The sequence below is a fragment of the Mesorhizobium sp. P2_H9 genome (genome assembly GCF_056403215.1).
In genome coordinates this window covers 222,054-247,632 of the sequence record NZ_JBFUFX010000006.1, presented here as the reverse complement: position 1 = coordinate 247,632, position 25,579 = coordinate 222,054, and the positions used below count along the sequence as shown (strand labels likewise).

General features: G+C 63.4%; 21 protein-coding genes. 9 read left to right on the top strand and 12 right to left on the bottom strand.

Annotation, left to right across the window (positions count from 1 at the left end; genetic code table 11):
* Nucleotides 1–93: 93 nt before the first annotated feature.
* Complete coding sequence (locus AC1DXN_RS13525) at nucleotides 94–1,029, bottom strand: phytanoyl-CoA dioxygenase family protein (protein WP_477270509.1); 936 nt, start codon at nucleotides 1,027–1,029, stop codon at nucleotides 94–96.
* A 93-nt stretch (nucleotides 1,030–1,122) separates the two neighbouring features.
* On the opposite strand from AC1DXN_RS13525, the gene AC1DXN_RS13520 reads away from it, so the two are divergent.
* Together AC1DXN_RS13520 and AC1DXN_RS13515 are read left to right on the top strand one after the other, a co-directional pair.
* Entirely contained in the window at nucleotides 1,123–1,965 is an 843-nt protein-coding gene (locus AC1DXN_RS13520) for a helix-turn-helix transcriptional regulator (RefSeq protein ID WP_477270507.1), read from the top strand.
* Between the two features lie 156 nt (nucleotides 1,966–2,121).
* A complete protein-coding gene (locus tag AC1DXN_RS13515; protein ID WP_477270505.1) occupies nucleotides 2,122–3,846 on the top strand; it encodes a heparinase II/III family protein in 1,725 nt (574 codons plus the stop codon).
* A gap of 31 nt (nucleotides 3,847–3,877) precedes the next feature.
* Here the strand turns inward: AC1DXN_RS13515 and AC1DXN_RS13510 are convergent, their stop codons facing one another.
* Nucleotides 3,878–4,186: a putative quinol monooxygenase gene (locus tag AC1DXN_RS13510; protein ID WP_477270503.1), complete on the bottom strand. Its 309-nt coding sequence runs from the start codon at nucleotides 4,184–4,186 to the stop codon at nucleotides 3,878–3,880.
* Between the two features lie 144 nt (nucleotides 4,187–4,330).
* Between AC1DXN_RS13510 and purH the strand changes: the two genes are divergently transcribed.
* Nucleotides 4,331–5,947 (top strand): bifunctional phosphoribosylaminoimidazolecarboxamide formyltransferase/IMP cyclohydrolase, encoded by a 1,617-nt coding sequence (gene purH / locus AC1DXN_RS13505; protein WP_477270502.1) that lies wholly within the window; start codon nucleotides 4,331–4,333, stop codon nucleotides 5,945–5,947.
* Between the two features lie 186 nt (nucleotides 5,948–6,133).
* Here the strand turns inward: purH and AC1DXN_RS13500 are convergent, their stop codons facing one another.
* A complete protein-coding gene (locus tag AC1DXN_RS13500) occupies nucleotides 6,134–7,513 on the bottom strand; it encodes an MFS transporter (RefSeq protein WP_477245920.1) in 1,380 nt (459 codons plus the stop codon).
* Nucleotides 7,514–7,786: 273 nt separating this feature from the next.
* Complete coding sequence (locus tag AC1DXN_RS13495) at nucleotides 7,787–12,586, bottom strand: NAD-glutamate dehydrogenase (protein WP_477270500.1); 4,800 nt, start codon at nucleotides 12,584–12,586, stop codon at nucleotides 7,787–7,789.
* A gap of 137 nt (nucleotides 12,587–12,723) precedes the next feature.
* On the opposite strand from AC1DXN_RS13495, the gene AC1DXN_RS13490 reads away from it, so the two are divergent.
* Nucleotides 12,724–13,287, top strand: a complete 564-nt coding sequence (locus AC1DXN_RS13490) for a peroxidase-related enzyme (RefSeq protein WP_477270498.1) — start codon at nucleotides 12,724–12,726, stop codon at nucleotides 13,285–13,287.
* Between the two features lie 136 nt (nucleotides 13,288–13,423).
* A complete protein-coding gene (locus tag AC1DXN_RS13485; RefSeq protein ID WP_477270496.1) occupies nucleotides 13,424–13,750 on the top strand; it encodes a hypothetical protein in 327 nt (108 codons plus the stop codon).
* A 9-nt stretch (nucleotides 13,751–13,759) separates the two neighbouring features.
* Here AC1DXN_RS13485 and AC1DXN_RS13480 read toward each other — a convergent pair whose 3' ends face one another.
* Nucleotides 13,760–14,374: a LysE family translocator gene (locus tag AC1DXN_RS13480; protein WP_477270494.1), complete on the bottom strand. Its 615-nt coding sequence runs from the start codon at nucleotides 14,372–14,374 to the stop codon at nucleotides 13,760–13,762.
* Between the two features lie 471 nt (nucleotides 14,375–14,845).
* Here AC1DXN_RS13480 and AC1DXN_RS13475 point away from each other — a divergent pair, with 471 nt between their 5' ends.
* Nucleotides 14,846–15,472, top strand: coding sequence for a DUF1062 domain-containing protein (locus tag AC1DXN_RS13475; protein WP_477270492.1), 627 nt, complete (start codon nucleotides 14,846–14,848; stop codon nucleotides 15,470–15,472).
* A gap of 59 nt (nucleotides 15,473–15,531) precedes the next feature.
* Here AC1DXN_RS13475 and typA read toward each other — a convergent pair whose 3' ends face one another.
* The gene (gene typA, locus AC1DXN_RS13470) at nucleotides 15,532–17,361 is read right to left on the bottom strand and encodes a translational GTPase TypA (protein ID WP_477270491.1); all 1,830 of its coding nucleotides are present in this window, start codon (nucleotides 17,359–17,361) and stop codon (nucleotides 15,532–15,534) included.
* 197 nt (nucleotides 17,362–17,558) lie between these two features.
* On the opposite strand from typA, the gene AC1DXN_RS13465 reads away from it, so the two are divergent.
* The gene (locus tag AC1DXN_RS13465) at nucleotides 17,559–17,840 is read left to right on the top strand and encodes a hypothetical protein (protein ID WP_477270489.1); all 282 of its coding nucleotides are present in this window, start codon (nucleotides 17,559–17,561) and stop codon (nucleotides 17,838–17,840) included.
* A 12-nt stretch (nucleotides 17,841–17,852) separates the two neighbouring features.
* Here AC1DXN_RS13465 and AC1DXN_RS13460 read toward each other — a convergent pair whose 3' ends face one another.
* Nucleotides 17,853–19,421 carry an alkaline phosphatase D family protein gene (locus AC1DXN_RS13460; protein WP_477270487.1) on the bottom strand — a complete coding sequence of 523 codons (1,569 nt, stop codon included), beginning with the start codon at nucleotides 19,419–19,421 and terminating at the stop codon, nucleotides 17,853–17,855.
* Nucleotides 19,422–19,691: 270 nt separating this feature from the next.
* The gene (locus tag AC1DXN_RS13455; RefSeq protein WP_477270485.1) at nucleotides 19,692–20,975 is read right to left on the bottom strand and encodes an MFS transporter; all 1,284 of its coding nucleotides are present in this window, start codon (nucleotides 20,973–20,975) and stop codon (nucleotides 19,692–19,694) included.
* Between the two features lie 73 nt (nucleotides 20,976–21,048).
* On the opposite strand from AC1DXN_RS13455, the gene AC1DXN_RS13450 reads away from it, so the two are divergent.
* Nucleotides 21,049–21,666 (top strand): TetR/AcrR family transcriptional regulator, encoded by a 618-nt coding sequence (locus tag AC1DXN_RS13450; protein WP_477270483.1) that lies wholly within the window; start codon nucleotides 21,049–21,051, stop codon nucleotides 21,664–21,666.
* A 244-nt stretch (nucleotides 21,667–21,910) separates the two neighbouring features.
* Nucleotides 21,911–22,507 (top strand): hypothetical protein, encoded by a 597-nt coding sequence (locus AC1DXN_RS13445; RefSeq protein WP_477270481.1) that lies wholly within the window; start codon nucleotides 21,911–21,913, stop codon nucleotides 22,505–22,507.
* Between the two features lie 259 nt (nucleotides 22,508–22,766).
* Here AC1DXN_RS13445 and ppa read toward each other — a convergent pair whose 3' ends face one another.
* From ppa to AC1DXN_RS13425, 4 genes are all read right to left on the bottom strand, one after another.
* On the bottom strand, nucleotides 22,767–23,300 hold the full coding sequence (gene ppa, locus AC1DXN_RS13440; RefSeq protein WP_027031765.1) for an inorganic diphosphatase: 534 nt from the start codon (nucleotides 23,298–23,300) through the stop codon (nucleotides 22,767–22,769).
* A 111-nt stretch (nucleotides 23,301–23,411) separates the two neighbouring features.
* On the bottom strand, nucleotides 23,412–23,918 hold the full coding sequence (locus AC1DXN_RS13435) for an N-acetyltransferase family protein (RefSeq protein WP_477270479.1): 507 nt from the start codon (nucleotides 23,916–23,918) through the stop codon (nucleotides 23,412–23,414).
* Between the two features lie 107 nt (nucleotides 23,919–24,025).
* A complete protein-coding gene (locus AC1DXN_RS13430; protein WP_477270477.1) occupies nucleotides 24,026–24,664 on the bottom strand; it encodes a TPM domain-containing protein in 639 nt (212 codons plus the stop codon).
* A gap of 8 nt (nucleotides 24,665–24,672) precedes the next feature.
* Entirely contained in the window at nucleotides 24,673–25,578 is a 906-nt protein-coding gene (locus AC1DXN_RS13425; RefSeq protein WP_477270475.1) for a TPM domain-containing protein, read from the bottom strand.
* Nucleotide 25,579 lies beyond the last annotated feature (1 nt).

The window sequence follows — 25,579 nt, the reverse complement described above, 5'->3', positions numbered from 1 at the left end:
AGAACCGGAGCGGAGCGTACTTGAAGTACGTGAGCACCGGAAGCGGAGGAAACCGGCACTCGCAGGCCGGCCTCACCTGAATATCGATACATCCTAAAGCATGTCGTCCAGGGACCAGTGGTTCCCCCACCGCGCGTCAATCTCATCGTCGACGTTCTGAAAGCGAATGTCGGTGGAAAGCCGGATGCGCCCGTCCATGCTCTGGTTGGTCGTCGAGGCATGGATCATGTAGGGCGAGTGAAGAACGACATCGCCGGCCTCGAAATCGGCGATCAGCCAGCGCGCATCGAACCGCTCCGCCATCTCCGGCAAGTCCTTCGACACCCAGCCGCCCTCGGCCATGTTGCGATTGTAGGCGCTGATGCGCTCCTGAGGGTCCATGCCGGCATTGTCGCTGTTGAACCGGGCTTCCATGTCAGCGCCGATCGCATGCGACCCCTCGAGGTAAACCAGGCCGCCCATATCGACTGAAATGTCGCCGAGCGGAATCCAGGCCGTGACGATCCGGCTGGTACCGCCACGCAGATAGACAAGATCGTAATGCGCCGGCGTCGCGACGGACGTTCCCGGCCGGGTGAAGCGCATGATCTTCCGTTTGTGCAGGTAGGACAGCCCACCCAGGAATTTGTCCATGAAGCGGGACAGAGGCGGCTGTGCGCAGAAGCCTTCATAGGCGGCCGAGCGAACCAGCGACATCAGCCGGCGGTCGGCGAGCTGGCGGTCAAAGGTGCCGGCTGCCGCGATGCCGAGCGACGGATCGAGCCCGGGTTTGAGCAGCCCGGTATCCGCCATATATGAAAACACAAAGCCGCGAAAATCGACCACGTCGCGGCTCGGCAGCAGACCCTTCAGCCAGACATAACCCTGCGCCGCAAACAGCTTGCGGATCGTCTCGAGACCGACCGAGGGGTCGGTCGGGGTGAGATATCCCAACCGGTTTTGCGCTGTCGACAACACCTTGCCGTTGGCGATCAGATCGACAGGAAGAACAGCGGCTTCGCTTTGTCCCCTGGCGGCAAGACTTGACATTTCGATCACCTATGGCGTGTCGTTTCGGCGAAATGGTGCCATAGAACTTAACACTCTGCCCATGGACAGAAAGTAAAGCTGGACTTTTCGCTCATGCCGGACCGGGACTTCGCGCTGTACAGATCGCCGCCGGCCGCTGCCGGTGGCCTGTCGGCAACGGGCGTTGGCCAGCATCGTGTCACCCAGGCAATCACAAATCGCAGGCTGCCGGATTTTGCTGTCGTCCTCGTCGAGCAAGGGCAAGGCTGGCTCGAAACCAGGGTTGGCGGCAGGCAGGCGGTCGCTGCGCCGGCCTTGTTCTGGCTGTTTCCCGGCAAGATACATTCCTATGGACCGGACGCATCGGGATGGACCGAACGCTGGGCGCTCTTTGAGGGCGCCATGACGCGCGATTTCACGCGGCTGCGGCTCATCGCCGAAGAAGAACCCGTCATTGCCTTGCACGACCTGGGCGAAATGCACCGCCTGTTCGACAGGCTGCACGCCGAACTGTCGTTGGATACCGTGCTTAGCCAGGCGGAAGCCGCTGCCACCATGCACGCAATCGTTGTGCAGGCCGCCAGGCAGGCGACCCAAGGGAACAACCGCAAACAAGATCCCGATTTTCGGCGCGCCCCCGATTTTCAGCATGTCGTAGACGAACTGCGCAGTTGCGCGCTCGATCCGCTCGACCTCAACGCGTTCGCCGCGAAATTCGGCATCTCGCCGGCGACGCTGCGCCGCAAGTTTGCGCTGGCCACCGGCATGTCGCCCAAGGCATTTCAGCTGCGCATACGGCTCGACCTTGCCAAGCAATTGCTGGTCGCCTCCGATTCCCCGGTGGAGTCTGTCGCGGCTGCGGTCGGCATCCACGATGCGTTTTATTTTTCGCGGCTCTTTCGCGATCGCGAGAAGTGTTCGCCCAGCGCGTTCCGTAGCCACCACAGGCGGACGTGAGCGCGATCAGGGACTTGACCTCCGAAATGTGCTGACTTTTTTAGGGCTGGTCCGACGGCAACAGCGTGAACTCCTTCACGCCAGTGGAATTCGCCTTCGCATAAGTTCTTGAATCATATAAACTTGTGTCGGGGTATGTGACGATCAGGAGGGGTTTTGGCACTCGCTGCCGGCAGCACGACGCGTCTTTGGACGCTTGTCGCGAAGGAGTTCTGGCGCAAGGCGCGCCGGCGCTTGCGTGCCGGGCCTGTCTATCGCTGGCGCTATTCCGGCCGCACGCCCGAACGCGTCCTCATCGCGCCGCCGGATCTGCGCCTCGCCGACCCGCAAATTGCGCTCGAGATCTATTATGGCCGCTATCCGCTGTCGGGACATCTGGTCGAGACCGGCGGCAAGTCGCCGTTCCAGATCGGGGTCTCCAATCGCGGCTGGCTGAAGACGCTGCACGGCTTTCGCTGGCTGCGCCACATGCGTGCCGCCGGCACCGAGCTCGCCGCCGCCAACGCCCGCGCGCTGGTTTCCGACTGGATCGCCATCCATGGCAGCAATATTTCCGGCGTCGCTTGGGAGCCAGGCACCACGGCCAAGCGCGTCATTGCCTGGTTGCAGCATTCCTCGGTTGTGCTGCAGGGCGCCGAGTTCCCGTTCTACCGCTCCTTCCTGAAATCGCTTGCCGTCCAGATCCGCTATCTCAGGTCGATGGCGCGCGAAATGCCGAACGGCAAGGACAGGCTGCGCGCCCGCATCGCGCTGGCCTTTGCCGCTCTGTCGCTGCCGGCGCCGGCATCGGCGCTGCGCAGCGCCACCCGCAATCTCGCCGAGGAACTCGACCGCCAGATCCTTGCCGATGGCGGCCATATTTCGCGCAATCCGATGACGGTTCTCGAACTGCTCGCCGACCTTCTGCCGCTGCGCCAGACCTATGCCAACCAGGCGGAGACACCGCCGGCCGCGCTGATGGGCGCCATCGACCGCATGCTGCCGGCGTTGCGCTTCTTTCGCCACCAGGATGGCAGCCTCGCCCGCTTCAACGGCATGGGCGCCACCATCCATGACCGTATCGCCACCATTCTGCGCCACGACGACACCGCCGGCGCGCCGCTGCTGCACGCGCCACATTCAGGCTATGAGCGGCTGTCGATGGGCGGCGTGACGGTGATCGCCGATACCGGCCTGCCGCCGCCTGTCGACGTGTCCAATGCGGCGCATGCCGGCTGCCTCGCCTTCGAAATGTCCTCCGGCCGCCAGCACTATGTCGTCAATGCCGGCATCGACACCTATGGCGCCGCTGAATTCCGGCCGCTGGCGCGTGCCACCGCGGCGCATTCGACCGCCACCATCAACGACACCTCGTCGGGGCGCTTCAGCCATTCGCTGCGCGTCAATGACCTGCTCGGCACACCCTTGATCGGCGGCCCGCAGCATGTGCCGTGCAAACGCATCGACCAGAAGGGTATGCAGGGCTTCATCGCCCGCCACGACGGCTATGTGGCACGCTTCGGCTTCCTGCATGAACGCGAACTGAAACTGTCGTCGGACGGCAATGTGCTTGCCGGTAGGGACCGCATCCAGCGGCCCGGCAATGCTGCGATCCGCAACAACGGCCGCGATTTCGTCACCCTGCGCTTCCACATCCATCCCGACATCAACGTGCTGCAGGACGAGCATGACCGGCTGGTGCTGGCCGCCGACGGCGCCGACACCTGGGTGTTCACCTGCGCCGAAGTGGTGCCGGAGGTCGATGAGTCGATCTACTTCGCCGGTCTTGGCGGCCCACGCCGCAGCCGCCAGATCGTGCTTGCCTTCAAGGCCTCGGAGATATCAGAGGTTCACTGGCAGCTGACGCGCACGACCATCGCCGGTTACCCGGAAAACAACTGACCGCTGCTCTGCAGGCAATCAATCGGTCAGCTCAGGCCTGTTGCGGAACACCGAAGGCGTCGTAGGTGCTCAGCGAAGGTGGACTGGCAAAGGCGAAGCGGATCTTGTCCACCATCGCCGCCGCCTGGCCGCTTCGGTCATAGCGCTCGGCGTCCTCCACAGTGCTCCACACGGTGATCGCCATGAATGTGTCGCGTGCCTGATGCTGCTGCAGCAGCACGGCGCTGATGTTGCCGTCTGCGGCGCGGATGGCGGGGATCGCCTCGGTTTCGTAGATCGCCCGCAATTGCTCTGTCGTGTCCGGCAATGCCTTGAACTGGCCAATACGCACAAATGCCATGATTTTGCTCCTCCGGGATGGTCAAGCCTATATCCGAGACCAGCAAATACGAAACCTTGGAATGGCGTGCGGCGCTTGATTTCCTGATCTCATGTGCTACGGCCCGCGGACGCTTCAAATCAAGCCTCGAAAGGCCGCCAGCCCATGGCCGTCGCCGCCAAGAACATTCCCGCGCCCGACCTCGTTCCCGTCCGCCGCGCGCTACTTTCCGTTTTCGACAAGACCGGCCTGATCGACTTCGCCAGGGGATTGGCCGCGGCCGGCGTCGAACTGGTCTCGACCGGCGGCACGGCCAAGGCGATCGCCGAAGCAGGCCTGGCGGTGCGCGACGTCTCCGAGCTCACCGGCTTTCCCGAAATCATGGATGGCCGCGTCAAGACGCTGCACCCGTCAGTGCATGGCGCGCTGCTTGGCGTGCGCGACGATCCCGAGCACGCCAAAGCGATGCGCGACCACAAGATCGAGCCGATCGATCTGCTGGTTTCCAACCTCTATCCGTTCGAGGAGGTGCGCCGCTCCGGCGCCGACTATGCCTCGATCGTCGAGAACATCGACATTGGCGGTCCGGCGATGATCCGCGCCTCGGCCAAGAACCACGCCTATGTCGCCATCGTCATCGACCCCGGCGACTATGCCTCGGTGCTCAATGCACTGGAGATGAACATCGGTTCCCTCTCGCTGGATTTCCGCAAGAAGCTGGCGGCCAAGGCCTTTGCCCGCACCGCCACCTATGACGCGGCGATCTCCGGCTGGTTCGCCGAAGCGCTGGAGATCGAGCATCCGACCTGGCGCGCCTTCGGCGGCAGGCTGGACAGCGTCATGCGCTACGGCGAGAACCCGCACCAGAGCGCCGGCTTCTACATCAACGGTGGCAAGCGGCCGGGTGTCGCCACAGTGCGCCAGCTGCAGGGCAAGCAGCTTTCCTACAACAACATCAACGACACCGACGCCGCCTTCGAACTGGTCGGCGAGTTCGATCCGGCGCGCTCCGCAGCCGTCGCCATCATCAAGCACGCCAACCCGTGCGGCGTCGCCGAAGGCGCGTCGCTGACGGCGGCCTATGCCAAGGCGCTGGCCTGCGACCCGGTCTCGGCCTTCGGCGGCATCGTCGCCATGAACCGCATCCTCGATGCCGAAGCGGCGGAGGAAATCGTCAAGACCTTCACCGAGGTCATCATCGCGCCGGACGCCTCGGAAGAAGCAATCCGCATCGTCGCCGCCCGGAAGAACCTGCGGCTGCTGGTCACCGGCGGCCTGCCCGATCCGCGCACCGCCGGCATCACCGTCAAATCCGTCGCCGGCGGACTGCTCGTCCAGGGCCGCGACAATGCGGTGGTCGACGACCTTGAGCTAAAAGTGGTGACCAGGCGCGCGCCGACGCCGGCAGAGATGGCCGATCTCAAATTTGCCTTCCGCATCGCCAAGCACGTGAAATCGAACGCCATCGTCTACGCAAAAGACGGCGCCACTGTCGGCATCGGCGCCGGCCAGATGAGCCGCGTCGATTCCTCGCGCATCGCTGCCCGCAAGGCGCTCGATGCGGCCGAGGCCGCGGGGCTGGCCGAGCCCCTGACCAAGGGCTCGGTGGTCGCCTCGGACGCCTTCTTCCCCTTCGCCGACGGGCTGCTGTCGGCGATCGAAGCCGGCGCCACCGCCGTCATCCAGCCCGGCGGCTCGATGCGCGACGACGACGTCATCGCCGCCGCCGACGCGCACGGCATCGCGATGGTGTTTACGGGTGTGAGGCATTTCCGGCATTAGCGCCGCCTTCCCTTCTCCCCTTGTGGGAGAAGGTGGATCGGCGCGCAGCGCCGAGCCGGATGAGGGGTGCTGGAAGGAGTGAGGCGGCGGCGATTTCGAACTTGTCGCCAAGCTGGAACACCCCTCATCCGACCTCGCTTCGCGAGGCCACCTTCTCCCACAGGGGGAGAAGGGAAGAGCGTCGCGCTACTCCACCGGCTGATCCGCCGGATATGGCGTCTTGATCAATATCGCAATGCCGATGCCGAGGAACAGGATGATCACCGCCATGCCGAGCCGCGCTGAGTCGGTGGCCCAGCTGATCGTTGCCAACAGGAACGGCGCCAGGAAACTGGTCGCCCGTCCGGACAAGGCATAGATGCCGAAATAGCGGCCTGATTCGGCAGCTGTCACGCTGCGCGCCATGTAGGAGCGCGACGACGCCTGCACCGGCCCGAAGGCCAGCCCGATCAAAAGCCCATAGAGAATATAGGCCTTCTCCGCCGCTGTGCCGAACAGGCCGCCCGAATCGGTGGTCGACAGCTGTATGAGGCCGAGCAGTGTGAACCCCGGCCCGGTCGATACGATGCCGGCGGTGGCCACCGTCAGCATCACGAGCGCGATCATGACCACCACTTTGGAGCCGAAGGCCGTGTCCACGCGGGCGGCAATCCAGCAGCCGAAGATAGCGACGACATTGAGGATGATGCCGAAAATGCCGATCTCGGTGATCGACCAGCCGAACATCGCCGCGGCAAACACGCCGCCCTGCGTCAGCAGCGCGTTGACGCCGTCCTGATAGATCATGCGCGCGACAAGGAAGCGGAAGATGCCGCCGCGCTTGCGCGCTTCAGCCAATGTCGACTTCAGTTCGGACAGGCCTTGGCGTACGGCCGGCCTGATGGGGATGCCTTTGACGGCATCCGGGGTGAAAAAGAACATCGGCAGGATGAACAGGAAATACCAGCCGGCCGACAGCGGCCCGGTGGCGCGTGCATCTTCGCCGAGCTTCGGGTCGAGCCCGAAGATGGGATTGAGGCCAAGGATCGTCTTGCCGGTTTCCGCCGAGCCGGCCATGCAGGCGATGACAAAGATCAGCGCGACCATGCCGCCGAGATAGCCGAGGCCCCAGGCGATGTTGGAGATGCGGCCGATCTCGCTCTTCGGCACCAGGCGCGGCATCATCGAATCGTTGAACACGGTTGAGAACTCCGCCGCGACGGAGGCCAGCGAGAACAACGCCACGATCAGGAATGCATTCGAGCCAGGCGCCGCCAACCACAACAGGCAAAGACTGGTGATCTTGATCGACGCGAAAAATGCGATCCACGGCTTGCGCGGCCCGGTCTGGTCGGCGATCGAGCCAAGAATGGGCGACAAAACGGCAATGACCAGCCCGGCGGCAGCGATACCCCAGGCCCAGATTGCCTGACCCATCACCGGATCGCTGACCATGCGCGAAGCAAAATAGGGACCGAAAATGAAGGTGGTGACGACGGTGAAGAACGGCTGTGCCGCCCAGTCGAAGAACATCCATCCCCAAATGCCGCGTCCCGACGCCCGCTGCACTGTCTCTACCGCCGCCATCCTGATTCCCCCGGCACCGCCCGTGTCGGGCGCCATGTCTGCATGTTTTTGACGACCATGCAAACCGACGAAGTTTGCTGCTGCCCCTCACCTGCCTGCCGGCATCCTCTCCCCGTATAGGGACGGGGAGAGGGTCGCCCTCATTGATGATTTCGCCAATCGCCGGCGTTGCAATGAGGGCGCCAAGGCTGGGTCTGCCCTTTCTCCCCGTCCCTATACGGGGAGAAGTGCCCGGCAGGGCAATGAGGGGCGGCGCCAGCCTTGCGAAGATGATCACATCCCCGTCAGATCGCTCATCAGCCCCGAGGCCACCGATAGCCGCGACACGGTAATGTCGCCGCCTTCGGTCAGCGCCTGCAGCCGTTCGCGGATGCGCGCCACCCTTTCGCCGCCGGCCTCCAGCCATGCCGCCACCGGATCCGTCGCCTTGGCGTGGCCGGTGAGTGCCGCCACCGCGATGCCGCGGCGAGCGGCGCCGATCGTGTCGGTGGCGCGGGAGAGCGCCAACTGGTCGTAATAGTCCGACGGCGTGATCGAGCGCGCCGCATCTTCGACGCGCGGAATGCGGAAGGCATCGCTGACCGCAAAGAAAGCCTTCGCCGCGGCAACGATATCGGCATTCGCCATCCGCGCCGTCAGCGCGATGTCGGGGATCAGTTCCGCCATATCGGCCAGCGCCAATTGCTCGGCCAGTTTTTCCGGCGCACCGCCCTTGAACAGGCCATGCCGCTTTTCTTCGATCCGCTCGCGCGAGAAGGCCGGAAGCAGCGAGCCGAGTTTCGGTTCCAGCGCCTTGCGCGCCTCCTGCAGTTCGGCGATGCGCTGGCCGAGCGGCGCGGTGCCGGCATCGTTCTTCAAATACCAGCCGCTGGTCATGAAGATAAGCCGGCTAACCGCCTGGTAGAGGTCGAGCTGCACCTGGCCGTCGATCTGGTTGTCGAGCGCATCGATCTCGCGATAGAGCGCCGGCAGCGCGAAGCCGTCGCGCACCACGGCGAAGGTGCGCACCACGTCGGCGGCACTGCGGCCGGTGGCTTCCTGCAGCCGGTTGACGAAGGACGGGCCGCCGCGGTTGACCAGATCATTGGCGACGACACGCGCGATGATTTCACGGCGCAGCCGATGGCTGCGGATTTCATCGCCATACTTCTTGGCCATGCGATCGGGGAAATAGCCCATCAGGTCGCGGTCGAAATGCGGATCGTCCGGCACGTCACTGGCGACGATGTCGGAAAACAGCACGATCTTGGCATAGGCGAGCAGCACGCCGAGTTCAGCCCGGGTCAGCGGCTCGCCGCGCGCCTCGCGCTCGGCCAGGGCTGCCGGCGACGGCAGCGTCTCGACGGCACGGTCGAGCAGGCCACGTGCCTCCAGTGCCGCCATGAAGCGGCTCTGATGCGCAATGTCGGCAAGGCCCCGCTTGCGTGCGATGGAAAGCGCCAGCGTCTGTTCGTAATTGTTGGACAGCACCAGGCCACCGACCTCGCCGGTCATCTCGGCCAGCAATTTGTTGCGTGCCGGCCGGGTCAGCGATCCCTTGCGCATGGCGGAGGCCAGCGCGATCTTGATGTTGACCTCGACGTCGGAGCAGTTGACGCCGCCCGAATTGTCGATGGCGTCGGAATTGCAGCGGCCGCCATTCAGCCCGAACTCGATGCGGGCGCGCTGCGTCACGCCGAGATTGGCGCCTTCACCGATCACCTTGGCGCGCACGTCGAGCGCGGTGACGCGGATGGCATCATTGGCGCGGTCGCCGACATCGCCGTTGGTCTCGGTGGATGCCCTGAGATAGGTGCCGATACCGCCGAACCACAGAAGGTCGACCGGCGCCTTGAGAATGGCTTTCATGATCTCGACCGGCGTCGCGGTCGTCTTGTCAAGCCCGATGGCGGCGGCTGCGGCCGCCGGCAGCGTGATCGACTTCTGGCTGCGCGAGACGATGACGCCGCCCTCGGACAATTTGGTCTTGTCGTAGTCCTGCCAGCTTGAGCGCGGCAGCGCGAACATGCGCTCTCGCTCGGCCATCGACGCCGCCATATCCGGATCGGGATCGATAAAGATGTCGCGATGGTCGAAGGCGGCGATCAGCCGGGTCTGCGGCGACAGCAGCATGCCGTTGCCGAACACGTCGCCCGACATGTCGCCGACACCGACGACGGTGAACGGCGTGGTCTGGATGTCACGGTTGATCTCGCGGAAGTGCCGCTTCACCGCTTCCCAGGCGCCCTTGGCGGTGATGCCCATCTTCTTGTGATCATAGCCGGCCGAGCCGCCACTGGCGAACGCGTCGTCGAGCCAGAAGCCATGCTTCTCTGAGATGGCGTTGGCGGTGTCGGAGAAGGTCGCCGTGCCCTTGTCGGCGGCGACGACGAAATAGGGATCGTCAGGGTCGCGCCGCACCACGCCGGCCGGCGGGATGATGCCGTCGAGGCCGATATTGTCGGTGATCGAGAGCAGGCTGGAGACGTAGTTCTTGTAGGCCGACGTGCCGGCTTCGAATATCGCGTCGCGGCTGCCGCCCACCGGCAGACGCTTGGGGAAGAAACCGCCCTTGGCGCCGACCGGCACGATGACGGCGTTCTTGACCTGCTGCGCCTTGACCAGGCCGAGCACCTCGGTGCGGTAATCCTGGGCGCGGTCCGACCAGCGCAGGCCGCCGCGGGCGACCGGACCGAAGCGCAGATGCACGCCCTCGACCTCGGACCCGTAGACGAAGATCTCGCGCCATGGGCGCGGCGCCGGCAGACCGTCGACTGCATGCGATTCGAGCTTGATCGCCAGAGACCGGCCTTTTTCCTTCGTTTCGGCAACGAAATGATTCGTGCGCAGCGAGGCTTCGATTAGGTTGAGGTAGCGGCGGATGATGGTGTCGTCGTCGATGTTGGGGACGTCTTCCAGCGCGTCCTTGATCTTGGCCTTGAGATGCTTGGCCGCCACCACGCCTTCCCCTTCGGCCGTCGGGCCGAGGCGGGCAACGAACAACGCATGCAGGCCACGCGCAATCTCGGGATAGCGGTTGAGCGCGGCGGCGATGAAGTCCTGGCTCTGCGGGATGCCGGCTTGCTGCAGATAGCGGCCATAGGCGCGCAGGATGGTGACCTCGCCCGACCACAGGCCGGCGGTCTGGGCAAGGCCGTTATAGCCGTCATTATCGACATCGCCGCGCCAGACCGACAGAAACGCGTCCTCGAACAGCGCGCCGCCGTCGGTGAGATCGATTGGCTTGCCGTAGCTGTTTTCCAGCTCCATGTCGTGCACGAAGACCATGCTGGAAGCTTCGTCACCGACCTCGAAAGTGCGTTCGCTGATGACACGGAAGCCGATGTTTTCCAGAACCGGCACCCGCCGCGACAGCGCTACCGGGCTGGCATGATGAAATATCTTCAGCGCCGCCTGATGCGGCTTCTGGTCGGCATGGCGGTAATAGTCGATGGCGATCGGATTGGACGCATCGATTTTGGCGATGCGTCCGGCGTCGGTCAGCGCCACTGCCGGCGGGAAACTGTCGCGGTAGCTTTCCGAAAACCGCGAGGCGATGGCCGTCAGCGCCGCATCGGCGCCGGTTTCGGCCGCCGTTTCGCGCAGCGCGTCTTCCCAGGTCCGCACGATACCGCGGATCGCCGCCTCGATCGTTGCCTGCTCGACCTTTGGTGTCTTGCCGCCGGAGCGGCCGATGATGAAATGCACGCGCGCCAGCCCGCCTTCCGGGAAGGCCGGGTAATAGGCCGACAACCGGCCTTCGAACACCGTCTTCAGATAGGCGCCGATCTTTTCGCGCACGACGCTGTCATAGCGGTCGCGCGGCACGAAGACGAGGATCGAGACGAAGCGGTCGAACTGGTCGGCGCGTACCAGCGCCCTGACGCGCGGCCGCTCGACCAGCCCCAGAATGGCTTCGGCGTGCTTGCGCAGGATCGGCACCGGGACCTGGAACAGCTCATCGCGCGGATAGCTCTCCAGCACATTGATCAGCGCCTTGCCGGAGTGATCGCCGGGATTGAAGCCAGACTTGGCGATGATGGTTTCGGCTTTCGACCTGAGATAGGGGATCTTCATCACCGAGCGCGTGTAGGCGGTCGAGGTGAAAAGGCCGACCATACGCAGTTCGCCCGACAGCACGCCCTTGGCGGTGTAGGTCTTGACGCCGATGTAGTCGAGATAGATGCGGCGGTGCACCGCCGACTTGGCATTGGCCTTGGTGACGATCAGCGGTTCGGGCCCATGCAGGAAGGCGCGGATCTCGGGCGTCGTCGTCACCGCTTCGGTGCCGCGCCTGAGCACCAGCACGTCGGGATCGGACAGGATGCCGAGGCCAGGCTTGTCGGCGCGCTCCAGCGTGCCGCTCTTTTCGCCGCCGGTGTATTTGAACTCGCGCATGCCGAGGAAGGTGAAATTGTCATCGCGCAGCCATTCGAGGAAGGCGATCGCCTCGGTGACGCTGGCCTTGTCGAGGGGCATCGGCGCGTAGCGGAATTCGTGGATAGCCTGGTCGAGGCGGGCCAGCATCGGCTTCCAGTCGGTAACCGCGGCGCGCACCTGGGTGAGTATCTTCTTCAACCGCCCCGCCAAAGCCTCAGCCTGGTCGGCTGAAAGGCGGCCGATATGGACGTGGATGACGCTCAGCCGATCTTGGCTGTCGTCGCCCTTGGCGTAGCCGCCGTCGCCGAGGATTTCATCGACGCCACCCTTGCCGTGCCTGACGGTGATGACCGGGTGGGTGACCAGCAGCGGTTCGCCGGCGCTTTCGGTGATCTCGCCAAGGACGGAATCGAACAGGAACGGCATGTTGTCGTTGACGACGGTGATGACCGTAATCGGCCGGCCCTCGCGCACGACACCGGAATCAACGTCTATGGCAACGACGCAACCGCCCTTTTTGTGCCTGGCAACGGCACGGCCGGCGAGATCGGCAGCGCGTACCAGATCGGCGACGTCATAGGCGGCGATGTCTTCAGCCGGCGCCCGAGCAAGCAAGTAGTCGGCAAGCCTGCCGGGCTTTTCGCCCGCCTTTGCCGCACCTCCCTTTGTCGGACTGGTCTTTTTTGGGCTGCTTGCGGATTTCAGGCTGGCCATGACGCTAATTCCCTCCCGTCACATGCTTTTGCGACTATGGTAGCAGATGACCGGTATTTGGCGACAAAGGTTTGACGGCTTTCGAAGAAATATCGGCATTCCGCGACAGATCCGCGCCCAAAGAGGAGAAATGCCCCATGTCCGGCAGGATTTCCGCGCTTGACCTTGCACAAACGGAGCTGAGCGACGCAACAAAAGCCTATTTTGCGAAATGCGAGGAAAAGCTCGGTCTCGTCCCCAATGTGCTCAAGGCCTACGCCTTCGACGAGAAGAAGCTGCGCGCCTTCACCGACATGTACAACGACCTGATGCTGGGCAGCTCCGGCCTGTCGAAGCTGGAGCGCGAGATGATCGCGGTCGTCGTCTCCTCCATCAATCACTGCTACTACTGCCTGACCGCGCATGGCGCGGCAGTGCGCCAGCTGTCCGGCGATCCGTCGCTTGGCGAGATGATGGTGATGAATTTTCGCGCCGCCAACCTGTACGCCAGACAGACGGCGATGCTCGAATTTGCGGTGAAGCTGACTGAAGATCCGGCAAAGATCGTCGAGGCCGACCGGGCAGCTTTGCGCCAGGCAGGCTTTTCCGACCGCGACATCTGGGACATCGCCTCGACCGCCGCCTTCTTCAACATGTCGAACCGGGTGGCAGCGGCCATCGACATGCGGCCTAACGATGAATATCACGCCATGGCCCGGTAGCGGATCGCCTTTGTCACCCAACCGCGCCGTACATTAGCTGTCTCGCATACCCGTTGCTTGTTTCCCGGTTTGGTCCGATGATTGGCACGCGGCGTGACCGCATGCCGGTTCGATGCCGCTGATCAGGGAGGAGAACATGGCGAAGTTTCTCTACATCTATCACGGCTCGGGCAAGATGCCGGCGACCGAGGCCGATCTAAAGGCGTTAACCGACACCTGGACAGGCTGGTTCGGAAAACTTGGCTCTGCCGTGGTCGACCGCGGCAATCCGGTCGGCATGTCGAAGACCGTCCTGCCCGGCGGCAAGGTCGAGAACAATGGCGGCAGCAACCCGACCGGCGGCTATTCGATCATCGAAGCGAAAGACATCGACGACGCTGCCAGCAAGGCCAAGGATTGTCCGATCCTGATGGAGCCGAACTGCAACGTCGAGATCGCGCCGATCCTCAATATGATGGGTTGACGCGCCGGTTCAGGACCGCGCCGCGATCGCCGCCGCCGCGCCGGCCATCGTGCCGGCGCTGATGCGGTTGGCTATCTTCATCGCCCGCTTGCTCTTCAACAGCTTGCGCGCCTGCGATGCGGCCAGCACCCAGGCGAGATCGATGGCGACCAGGACCACGGCCATGGTCGCCGTCAGCTCGACCCAGCCGATGAGGCTGACCGAAGCGAGGTCGATGATCGTCGGCAGCAGCGCCAGATAGAACATCATGATCTTGGGGTTGCCGAGCGTCACCGCCATCCCCGCAAAGAACAGCTTTGCCGGCGAATCTTCGCGTGGCATCTCGCCTTCGCGCGCCTCGACCGGTGCCGTCCACATCTTCCAGGCGAGGTAAGCGAGATAGGCGACGCCGACCCATTTCACCACGACGAAAGCGAAATGGAAGGTCTGCGCCACCACCGCCAGCCCAAACACCGCCAGCGACAGCCAGATGCCCTCGCCGATCCACATTGCGAGTAGGAAAGGGAACACATCGCGAAAGCCCTTTGAGATCACGCGCGCTACGAGCGCGGCGATCGACGGGCCGGGCGAACCCGCGGCGACGAACAGGGCAGCGGCGAAGATCAGGAGCGAGGTGAGGTGCATGGTGGGGGTCTCTGCGTCAGGGCTCGATCAACCACAAATACTCGACAGCTGCGGCTCTGGCAAAGGCAACTCGATACGGACCATTTGCACCGATCTACCAAGGCTTGGGTTCCTCGCCCCCGCAAAGCGGGGGAGAGGAACCCAAGGCGGCAGAGTCCCTTGCCGGCCCGGCTTCACGCCGCTAGAAATGCCGCCGCGAAACAATTTCGAGCTTCACCTTGCCCCAGTAACCGCCGGTCTCGCCAACTCCCCTGCTCACACTTGGCAGGCGCCGCATGAGCGGTGTCTGCTTCATTTTAATGTGTTCCTCAGGCGGCGGTTCGAGACCGGTTTGGCACTGCTGAACCGCTGTCGCGTGGCTCCGCCCGTGACACCTGACTCCTACCATAGCTAGCTCTCGCCACGCCGTGCCCGCATGGGCATCTCGACATTGCCGGTCTGAAGGACTTCCACACTGGAAGGTTTTTCGGCTTGTCTCAACATCTCGCTATACGCTGGACGATCGCGTCCAAAACAGCACCTCAACCTCTCATCAACTGCAATCGCTGCGGCACTGTGAAGGCCTATCGCTGCAGCTCGAAATTTCGCGTCAACGCCAATGGCAAACGCATTGGCGTGTGGCTGATCTACCGCTGCATCGACTGCGACAATTCCTGGAATTTTGGCATTCTCGAGCGCTGCAACCGCCGCGATATCGAGCCGGCATTGCTGCAGGCGCTGGAAAGCAACGATCCGCTGCTGGCGCGTCGCCATGCCTTCGACATAGTGGCGCTGCGAAACCGGGTCGGACGCGTCGAGGATTTTCCCGAAGTCGCCGTACAAAAGCAGATACTCGGCGATTTCGGGGAAGACACGACCGTTCTCGAGCTCCAGCTCGGGCTTGAAATGCCGATCTCGCTGCGGCTCGACCGGCTGCTCGCCGGCGAACTCGGTATCTCGCGATCGAGGCTTCAGGCGCTGGAAGAAAAGCGATTGCTGGTCGTAAACCCGGAAGGGGGCAAAGCCCTGCGAAAGCCGGCTCGAACAGGAACGGCGATCCGGATCGATCTGACCGGCGAGCCAGATCGTGCAGCCATCATCTCAGCTGCCAGCGGATAAAATAAGGGAGGGAGCACATTTGTGCTCCCTCCCGGCAATCCGTCAATGAAGTGAAAAACTTACGCCGCGCCGGCCACTTTCGCCGACTTCTCGAAGCGCTTGCGCTCGTTCGGGTCGAGATAGAGCTTGCGAAGGCGGATGGTCTTCGGCGTCACCTCGACCAGCTCGTCGTCCTGGATCCAGGCCAAAGCCTTCTCCAGAGTCATGCGGATCGGCGGCGTCAGCTTCACTGCCTCGTCCTTGCCGGCGGCACGGATGTTGGTCAGTTTTTTGCCCTTCAGCACGTTGACCTCGAGGTCGTTGTCTCTGGAGTGGATGCCGATGATCATGCCCTGATAAACCTTGACGCCCGGATCGATGACCATCGGGCCGCGGTCTTCCAGGTTCCACATGGCGTAGGCCACCGCCTCGCCCTGCTCGTTGGAGATCAGCACGCCGTTGGTACGGCCAGGCAATTCGCCCTTGTAGGGTTCGTAGGCATGGAACAGCCGGTTCATGACGGCGGTGCCGCGCGTGTCGGTCAACAGTTCCGACTGGTAGCCGATCAGGCCACGCGTCGGCGCATGAAAGACGATGCGCTGGCGGTTGCCGCCCGACGGGCGCAGCTCGACCATCTCGGCTTTGCGCTCCGACATTTTTTGCACGACGATGCCGGCATGCTCCTCGTCGACGTCGATGACGACTTCCTCGACCGGCTCCAGCATTTCGCCGTTTTCGCCCTTCTGCATGACGACGCGTGGACGCGACACGGCAATTTCAAAGCCTTCGCGGCGCATCGTCTCGATCAGAACGGCCAGCTGCAATTCGCCACGGCCGGAGACGAAGAACGAATCCTTGTCAGGCGATTCCTCGATCTTCAGCGCGACATTGCCTTCGGCTTCGCGCAGCAGGCGGTCGCGGATGACGCGGCTGGTCACCTTGTCGCCCTCGGTGCCCGCGAGCGGTGAATCGTTGACCAGGAAGGACATGGTCACGGTCGGCGGATCGATCGGCTGCGCATGCAGCGGCTCGGTCACCGCCGGGTCGCAGAACGTGTCGGCGACGGTGCCTTTCGACAGGCCGGCAATGGCGACGATATCACCCGCCTGCGCTTCCTCGATCGGCTGGCGCTCGAGGCCGCGGAAGGCCAGAATCTTTGAGATACGGCCGGTTTCGACCAGCGTGCCGTCATGGTGCAGCACCTTGACCGGCTGGTTGGACTTCAGCGTGCCGGACTCGATGCGGCCGGTGATGATGCGGCCAAGGAACGGATTGGCTTCCAGGATGGTGCCGATCATGCGGAACGGGCCGGGATGAACGGTCGGCGCCGGCACATGCTTGATGACGAGATCGAACAGCGGCGCCAGGCCTTGGTCCTTGGGACCTTCGGGGTTTTCCGAGACCCAGCCGTCGCGGCCTGAACCGTAGAGAATCGGGAAGTCGAGCTGGTCGTCGGTGGCGTCGAGGGCGGCAAACAGGTCGAACACTTCGTTGACCACCTCGACATGGCGGGCGTCCGGGCGGTCGATCTTGTTGATGACGACGATCGGCTTGAGGCCGACCTTGAGCGCCTTGCCGACGACGAACTTGGTCTGCGGCATCGGCCCTTCGGCGGCGTCGACCAGCACGATGGCCGAATCCACCATCGACAGGATGCGCTCGACCTCGCCGCCGAAATCGGCGTGGCCGGGGGTGTCGACGATGTTGATGCGGGTATCCTTCCAGTCGACCGAGGTCGCCTTGGCCAGGATGGTGATGCCGCGTTCCTTTTCGAGGTCGTTGGAATCCATGGCGCGCTCGGCGACGCGCTGATTGTCGCGGAAGGAGCCGGATTGCCGGAGCAATTGATCAACCAGGGTGGTTTTTCCATGGTCGACGTGCGCGATGATCGCGATATTACGAATTTTCATGTTGTGGTCTCGGGAGCGTTGCAGGCAGCAGGCCAAAAGGCGCCGCCTCTTTCGGTTGCGCGGCTCATACAGGGTTTTTCGCAATTGCGAAAGAGGCGGCTCGTCACCAAATACTCATCAAATCTTAAACATCCGCGTGTGAAATGATTTCATTAACCAAGGCGGGAACCTTTCGGGGCCCGGGTAGTTCGACCTCTATGACCGATCACGTCATCAAATTCAGGCAGATCCTGGCATGGGCCGCCCTCGCGGTTGTGCTTGCCGCGGGCGCCGCACAGTCGGCCGCGACGCTGAAACAGACGCAGCCGGCGCTGGCGTCCGACACGCCGACGGCAGAGCAGCTTTTTGCTGACGCCCCCGATGGCGTCGACCCGATGGTGACCGGACCGGTCACCGCTGCCTTCAAGCAGCGGCAGGAAGCCGCCAACTGCGACAGTGCGGTCTGGCCCAACATTCCGACGGTTTGCTATCCGAACTAGCAGTTTGGCCGCTCACGCCGACCGCACCGGATCGAGCGTCACCTTGTAGAGCTCGTTGTCGTCGCGATCCATCAGCCGCACCGTCAGCTGCTCGCTGGCGCCGGAAATGTCGACCAGGCCGAAGAACTGCAATCCTGCTGACGGCGGCAGGTTCTGGCCCTGCTCGGCGGTCGGCGCCTTGATGAATTTCAGCTCCGGACCGAAGGTCATGTCGAAATCGTTCGGGCCGAACGTGCCGGCATGGATCGGCCCCGAGACGAATTCCCAGAACGGATTGAAATCCTGGAACTGCGCCTTGTCGGGGTTGTAGTAGTGCGCCGCCGTGTAATGCACGTCGGCGGTCAGCCAGACAGTGTTGCTGATGCCGGCATTCTTGATGTAGCGCAGCAGATCGGCGATCTCGAGCTCGCGGCCCTTCGGCAGGCCGTTGTCACCATTGCTGACTGCCTCGGCGCCAACCTTCTTGGCGCCATCGTTCCAGACAACGAGGCCGAGCGGCATGTCGGCGGCGATGATCTTCCAGGTCGCCTTCGAATTCGCCAATTCGCGCTTCAGCCATTTCGTCTGCTGTTCGCCCAGCATGCGCGATTCCGGCGTCATTGTATCCTGCATGTCGGGGCCGTTGGGGCCGCGATAGGACCGCATATCGAGGAAGAACACGTCGAGCAGCGGCCCGTAGGCGATCTTGCGGTAGACGCGGCCGGGCTCGGACGGCTCGTAGCGGATCGTCGTCATCTCGTGAAAAGCGCGCGCGGCGCGCGCCGCCAGCACATGGATGGACTTTTCCGAGTAGCGGTCGTCGGCGGTCAGGTCCTTCGAATCCGACCAGTTGTTCAGCACCTCATGGTCGTCCCACTGGTAGAAGGTCGGGCAGATGGCGCTGAGGCCCAACACGTTCTTGTCCATCATGTTGTATTTCCACTGGTCGCGGTATTCCTCCAGCGTCTGCGCAATCTTGCGCTTGCCGTCGATGAGCACGACATTCTTCCACTTGCCACCGCCGGGCAGGTCGACCTCGTCCTTCATGGCGCCGTCGGCATAGATGGTGTCGCCGGAATGCAGGAAAAAATCGGGCGTGTGCTTGCCGATCGTGGCGTAGGTCTTCATGCCGGTCTCGTCGATGCCCCAGCCCTGGCCGGCGGTGTCGCCCGACCAGGCGAACTTGATGTCGCGCTTGGAGGCGGGCGCCGTGCGGAAGCGGCCGACGATCGGCTCGGACACCGCGTTGATGTCGGCGAGATCAGCCGCAACCATGCGGTAAAAGATGTCCTGGTCGGAAGCGAGGTCGGTCAGCAGCCGCTTCACCGTGTAGTCGCTGGCCGGCGAGGTATCGAGCGGCGCCAGCCGGGTGGCATTGGCGAAATTTTCCGTCGACGACACTTCGAACATGACGCGCGACGGCCGGTCCGTGCGCGTCCACACCATGCCGCTGGTGGCGTCGACGTCGCCCGACTGGATGCCATGGGTAAAGGCCGGCCGCTGGTTGGCGCGCGAATAATAGGGCATTGCCAGCCCCGAGACGCCGACCAGGCCTACGGCGCTGGCGGAAGTGACGAAAGCGCGGCGGGAAATCTTGTTCATGGCTGTCTCCTGGATGGCTTCGAACGGTGCCACCAACGTCCAGCTTCAATGTTTCAACCACATCTCCAAACCATGAAGGTTTGATAACAATGAACACCTCTTCCCTTCTCCCCTTGTGGGAGAAGGTGGATCGGCGCAATCGCGCCGAGACGGATGAGGGGTGTTGGAAGGATCACGGTTGGTGCCAAGCTGGAGCCCCCCTCATCCGACCGAGCTTCGCTCGGCCACCTTCTCCCACAAGGGGAGAAGGAAGAGCCGCACCCAGTCGCCTTAAGCCGGCAGCGGCTCCGGATCAAAAGCCGGCCTGCTCGTGTTGATCAGCAGCGACAGACACGCCGCCGCAATGGCCGTCATGCCGGCGATCAGGAAGGCCAGTTCGTAATTGCCCTGCAATTCGCGCATGGTGCCGCCGAAGAAAGCCGCGGAGGCCGCGCCGATCTGATGGCCGGCGACGATCCAGCCGAACACGATCGGCCCGCTGCGGTCGCCGAATGCCTCGTTGGCGAGCCGCAGCGTCGGCGGCACGGTGGCGATCCAGTCGAGACCGTAGAGCACGGCGAAGATGATCAGGCTGGTCGCCGAGAAGCCGGAATAGGGCAGATAGATCAGCGCCAGGCCGCGAATGCCATAGTAGACGCCGAGCAGCTTGCGCGGGTCGAAACGGTCGGTGAGCCAACCCGACAGCGTCGTGCCGATCAGGTCGAAAATGCCCATCATCGACAACAGGCCGGCGGCCTGCACCTCACCGATGCCCATGTCGCCGCAGAACGCGATCAGATGCGTGCCGACCAATCCGTTGGTGGTGAAGCCGCAGATGAAGAAGGTGGCAAACAGGTACCAGAAGACGCGGGTGCCAGCGGCGCGGCGCAATGTGTTGAGCGTGTGCGCCAGGAAATTGCCTTGCGATGCCGGTGGCACCGGCGGCACGTCGTCGAGTTCGGCGCCGTAGCGCACCATGCCGATCGAGGCCGGCCGCTCCGGCACCAGCAGCCAGACCAGCGGCAGCAGGCAGGCAGTGGCGACGGAGATCGCGATGGCGACCGGCTTCCAGCCGCCCGACTGGGCGAGCGCGGCCAGCAGCGGCAGGAACACCAGCAGGCCGGTGGCGCTGGAGGCCGACATCAGGCCCATCACCAGGCCGCGATTGGTCTTGAACCAGCGGTTGACGATGGTGGCGCCAAGCACCGTGGCGACCGCGCCGGAACCGATGCCTGAGAAGACGCCCCAGGTGATGAGCAGATGCCATGGCTTGGTCATCAGCAGGCTGAGCGCGGTCGAGGCCGACATCACCATGAGCGAGGCAAGCAGCGTGCGGCGCAAGCCGATCCGCTCCATCAGTGCCGCGGCAAATGGCCCGGTCATACCGTAGAGGAAAATGCCGACGGCAGCGGCCAGCGAAACCACATCGCGACGCCAGCCAAAACTCTCTTCCAGCGGCAGCATCATGACGGCTGGCGCCGAACGAAGCCCCGCCGCGATCAGCAGGCAGAGGAAGATGACGCCGACCACGACGAAGGCGTAGCGCTGGCCAAAGGGACGGGATTGAGCTATCATGTTACTGACCGGTACGTTGCAGGGTGAGGAGATGTATACGTACCGATCGGTAACACGTCAATCGAGTCATGCCATGCCAACGGACAGAAATATTGAACTGACCGTCAGCGACGATCATGCATCGTCTCCGCCGAAGGCTGCCAAGAAGATCCTCGACGTGGCGTACGACCTGTTTTACCGGCGCGGCATCAGGGCGATCGGCGTCGACGAAATCGTCAAGCGCGCCGGCGTCACCAAGCCCAGCCTTTACCGCAGCTTTCCGTCCAAGGATGAGCTGGCCGCTTCTTATCTCAGGCAATACGACCTCGAATTCTGGGGCCGCTTCGACGAGGCGGTGGACGCCCATCCCGGCGACCCGCGCGCGCAGATCAAGGCTTTCCTGACCCGTGTCGGCAAGCGCACGCAAAGACCCGACTATCGTGGCTGCGGCATGACCAACGCGGCGGTGGAGTATCCCGAGCACGGCCACCCGGCACGCGTGGTGAGCGAGGCCAACAAGCAGGAATTGCGCCGCCGCTTGCGCGCCATGGCGACCGCGATGGGCGCCGACGATGCCGACACGCTCGGCGACGGGCTGCTGCTTCTGATCGAAGGCGCCTATATCAGCGGCCAGCTGTTCGGGCTCGGCGGCCCGGCGCAGTCGGTGGTGCGAAATGCCGATCTATTGATCGGGGCAAGCTTGAGGAAATAAGGGCTTTCGGGCGTCGGCGCCGCCCCTCAACTGCCTGCCGGCATCCTCTCCCCGTAACCGTCGATTTCGCCAATCGCCAGCGTTGCAAGAAGGGCACCGGCGTTGCGGCCGGCCTATTTCTCCCCGTTTACGGGGAGAAATGCCCGGCAGGGCAATGAGGGGCGGCGCCGACCCTGCGAATGGAGCGCTAGGCCGGTCGCAAATTTGGCGATAGGCTGGAACGAACTCCACGGGAGACGTCTGCATGCGAGCCCTGTTGCTTGTTTCATTTGCCCTCGCCGGCCTCTGCCAGGCAGCACATGCCGATGGCATTTCCAGCGCCTACACCGACCTCGACTGGAAGAAGGATTGCGTCACCTATGCGCAGGCCGAGGAAGGCGACGGCGACTGGGCCGAGCTCGCCTGTTCGGGCTATCGCGGCTATCCCGTGCTGGTCGCCTATGACGACGCCCGTGAATCGCTTTTTTATGGTTTCCCGCCCGGCGGCGACATGACGACGGTCTGGGAGAGTTTTTCCGGCTTCAACTCGTCCGGGGCCAAGGTCGAGTGGCGCATCGAGACCAAGGGCGATGTTGCCGTGCCCTTCGCCACCATCCACCGTCGCTCGATCAGCAATCCCGAGGACGAGAACAAGCCGACCGAAGTGCTGCTCGTCGCCAAGGTCGCCCAGATCGACGCGCGCGACGGCTGTACGGTCGGCCTGGTGCTGGCCACCGGCAATCCCGCCGCCAACGACCAGGCGCGCAAGCTGGCCGACGAAAAGGCGAAGACCTTCGCCTGCGGCAAGGACAAGCACACCGTCATCGGCAACGTGCCGGCCTTTGGTAGGGTGGATAATTAGGAACGCTGAAGATTAGCGGAGGCACCCGGAACTTCGTCATCCTCGGGCTTGACCCGAGGATCCATGGCGCGACCTCAACTTCACCGCAACGGTGCAGAATTCTGTTCCGCCGTGCCCTTCGGCCAGTGTCACGGCATGGATACTAGGTTCTCCGCGACGCCGCTTCGCGGCAGCTGCGCCCTAGTATGACGAAGCTAAGGGGCTTCGCCATACCCACCTAGGCAGTGCAAGGCGAAGGGTCAGCAGAGGCCAGCGTCGCCTACTTAGCCGCCTTGGCCCGCGCGATCGCGTCGACGATCATCTTCTTGGCATATTTGGAATCGTGCCAGCCTTCGATCTTGACCCATTTGCCGGGCTCGAGATCCTTGTAGTGCTCGAAGAAGTGCTGCACCTGCTGGCGGGTGATGTCAGGCAGCTGCGTGTATTCGGTGACGTTTTCGTAGCGCAGCGTCAGCTTGGGCGAAGGCACCGCGATGACCTTCTCGTCCTGGCCGGCATTGTCTTCCATCACCAGCACGCCGATCGGCCGCACATTGATGACGCAGCCCGGCACCAGCGCGCGCGTGTTGCAGACCAGAACGTCGATCGGGTCGCCGTCGCCCGACAGCGTGTGCGGCACGAAGCCGTAATTACCGGGATAGCGCATCGAGGTGTGCAGGAAGCGGTCGACGAACAGCGTGCCGGCTTCCTTGTCCATCTCGTACTTGATCGGCTCGCCGCCGATCGGCACTTCGATAATGACGTTGATGTCTTCCGGCGGATTCTTTCCGATGGCGATGGCTTCAATGCGCATGGCTTTGTCCCTCTTTTGATGGGAGATCGATAGCGGGCGCTGCCGCGCGGCGCAATGCGGCGAATGGTGCTGGGCACGATCGCAAGTCGGAAGTGGCAGGAAAGCCGGGGATTATTCCCAGACGAAGGCGACCTTCTTAAGCGCCTTCTGCTCGAAGATCTCGACCCCTTCGGCGACATCACGGCCGCCGGCGCCGGCATAGAAGTCGAGCGCGTTCTGGTTGTCTTCCAGCGCCCACACCACCATGCCTTTCAGCCCGTGGTCGGCGAGCCGCGCGCGGGCCGCCTTGAAAAGCCGGCTACCGAGCCCGATGCCCTGATACTCAGGGCGCATATAAAGCTCGTAAATCTCGCCCTGCTGCCTGAGTTCGCGGGCGCGGTTCTTGCCGATCGTGGCGTAGCCGGCAATCTTGCCGCCGATTTCGACGACCAGCACGGTGGCGGCGCGGCGAATGGCGTTCGCCCACCAGTCGGCGCCACGGCGGTTGATCATCGACGTCAGCGTACGGTGCGGAATGATGCCGGAATAAGCGCCGTTCCAGGCCTGCTGGTGTACGTCGGCGATGGCGCCAGCGTCGCGCGGCTCGGCTTTCCTGATATCGATGCTCAGCGTATTCATGATTTGTTAACCATAAACCCGCATCGGCCATTTGCAAGAGTCTGCTAAGCCGGCTCGCGCGCTTTCGCACAGGCGATCGACCCTATTAGGCCACGCTTGAAAACGACTCAGATTTCGACCAGGTGATCGTCCAGCTCGTTGGCATCGGCAGCCGAAACCGGAAAATGCTCGGCCAACACGATACCGACCGATTCGATCGCCTTGACGAAACCGTCGGCTAGGCGATCGTCGCCGGCATGCGCGGTCAGGTCGCGGATGACACCGTCCCAGACATCCTGGCCGACTTTGGCATTGATGCCGCTGTCGGCAACCACCTCCGCATACCGCTCGGCGATCGAGACGAATACCAGCACGCCGGTGCGCGCCGTGGTACGGTGGACGTTGCGCGCCAGGAACTGCTTGACCGCATTGGTATGCGCCGCCTGGTAGCGCAGCCGCCTCGGCACCAGATGAATGCGCAAGCCGGGCAGCGCCCACAGCAACGCAAGCACCGAGGCCAATGCAAGAAGCTGGGCGATGACGAAATGCGGCACACGGATCGACAGCCACCAGGCTTCCAGCCCGTAGCCGACTGCAAGGCTGACGATGAGCATGCCCAGCGTCGCCATGAAGGCGGCCGGGAAGAAATAGCCGTCGCTGGCACGTGCCACGACGCAGTAGATCTCACCGTCGGTTTTTGATTCGGCGACGCGGATCGCGGTGGCGATGCGCTCATGATCTTGCGGGCTGATCGGTCGTGTTGCCATGATCTGTCTCACCAGCTCCCTGAAGAACCACCGCCGCCGGACGAACCGCCGCCGCCTGAAAACCCGCCGCCACTGCTCGAGCCTGACGACCAGCTGCTGCCCGAACTTCCTGATGACCATCCACTGCCCGACGACCAGCCGCTGCCTGACGACGAACCCGATGTCCATCTGCTGCCCGAGGACGACCCGCTCGGCCCGTGGCCGTAACGAAACGTCATGCCCAGCCATTTGTACACGCCCGGCGACAGCTTGGTGCCGAAAATTGGCGGCAGGAACGCCATCGCTAACCCGCCGAAGAACATCGTCGCCCACAGGATCAGGAACACCGTGACGATGGGATCGAGCGGCGTGCTGCCGTCGGCCGGGTTGCGCTTGCCGCGCGCTTCCAGCTCCTCCGGATTGCCTTCCAGCACCATGACCATGTCGTCGACGGCCTTGCTGATGCCGCCGGAAAAATCGCCGGCACGGAAGGCCGGCACCATGTCGTTTTCGATGATCAGCTTGGTATGCAGGTCGGTCAGCGTGCCTTCCAGGCCATAGCCGACCTCGATGCGCATCTTGCGGTCGTTCTTGGCCACCAGCAGAAGCACGCCATTGTTTTCGCCGCCCTGGCCGAGCTTCCAGAAACGGAACAGCCGGTTGGCGTAGGGTTCGATCTCTTCGCCATCGAGGCTGGATATCGTCGCCACGACGATCTGGTCGGAACCCTTTTTCTCGAAATCGGCGAGCTTCTGCGTCAGCGCCGCCTCGGTCGCGGCATCGATGATGTTGGCATTGTCGACGACACGACCGGTGAGAGCAGGCAGGTCGGCGGCAAAGGCCGAAAACAGCATTGCGACCATGGCCAACAAGGCGATGCCGATGATCGCTGCGAAGCGGTCGGATACTGGCCGATTGAAGGGTCCAGCTGTCATG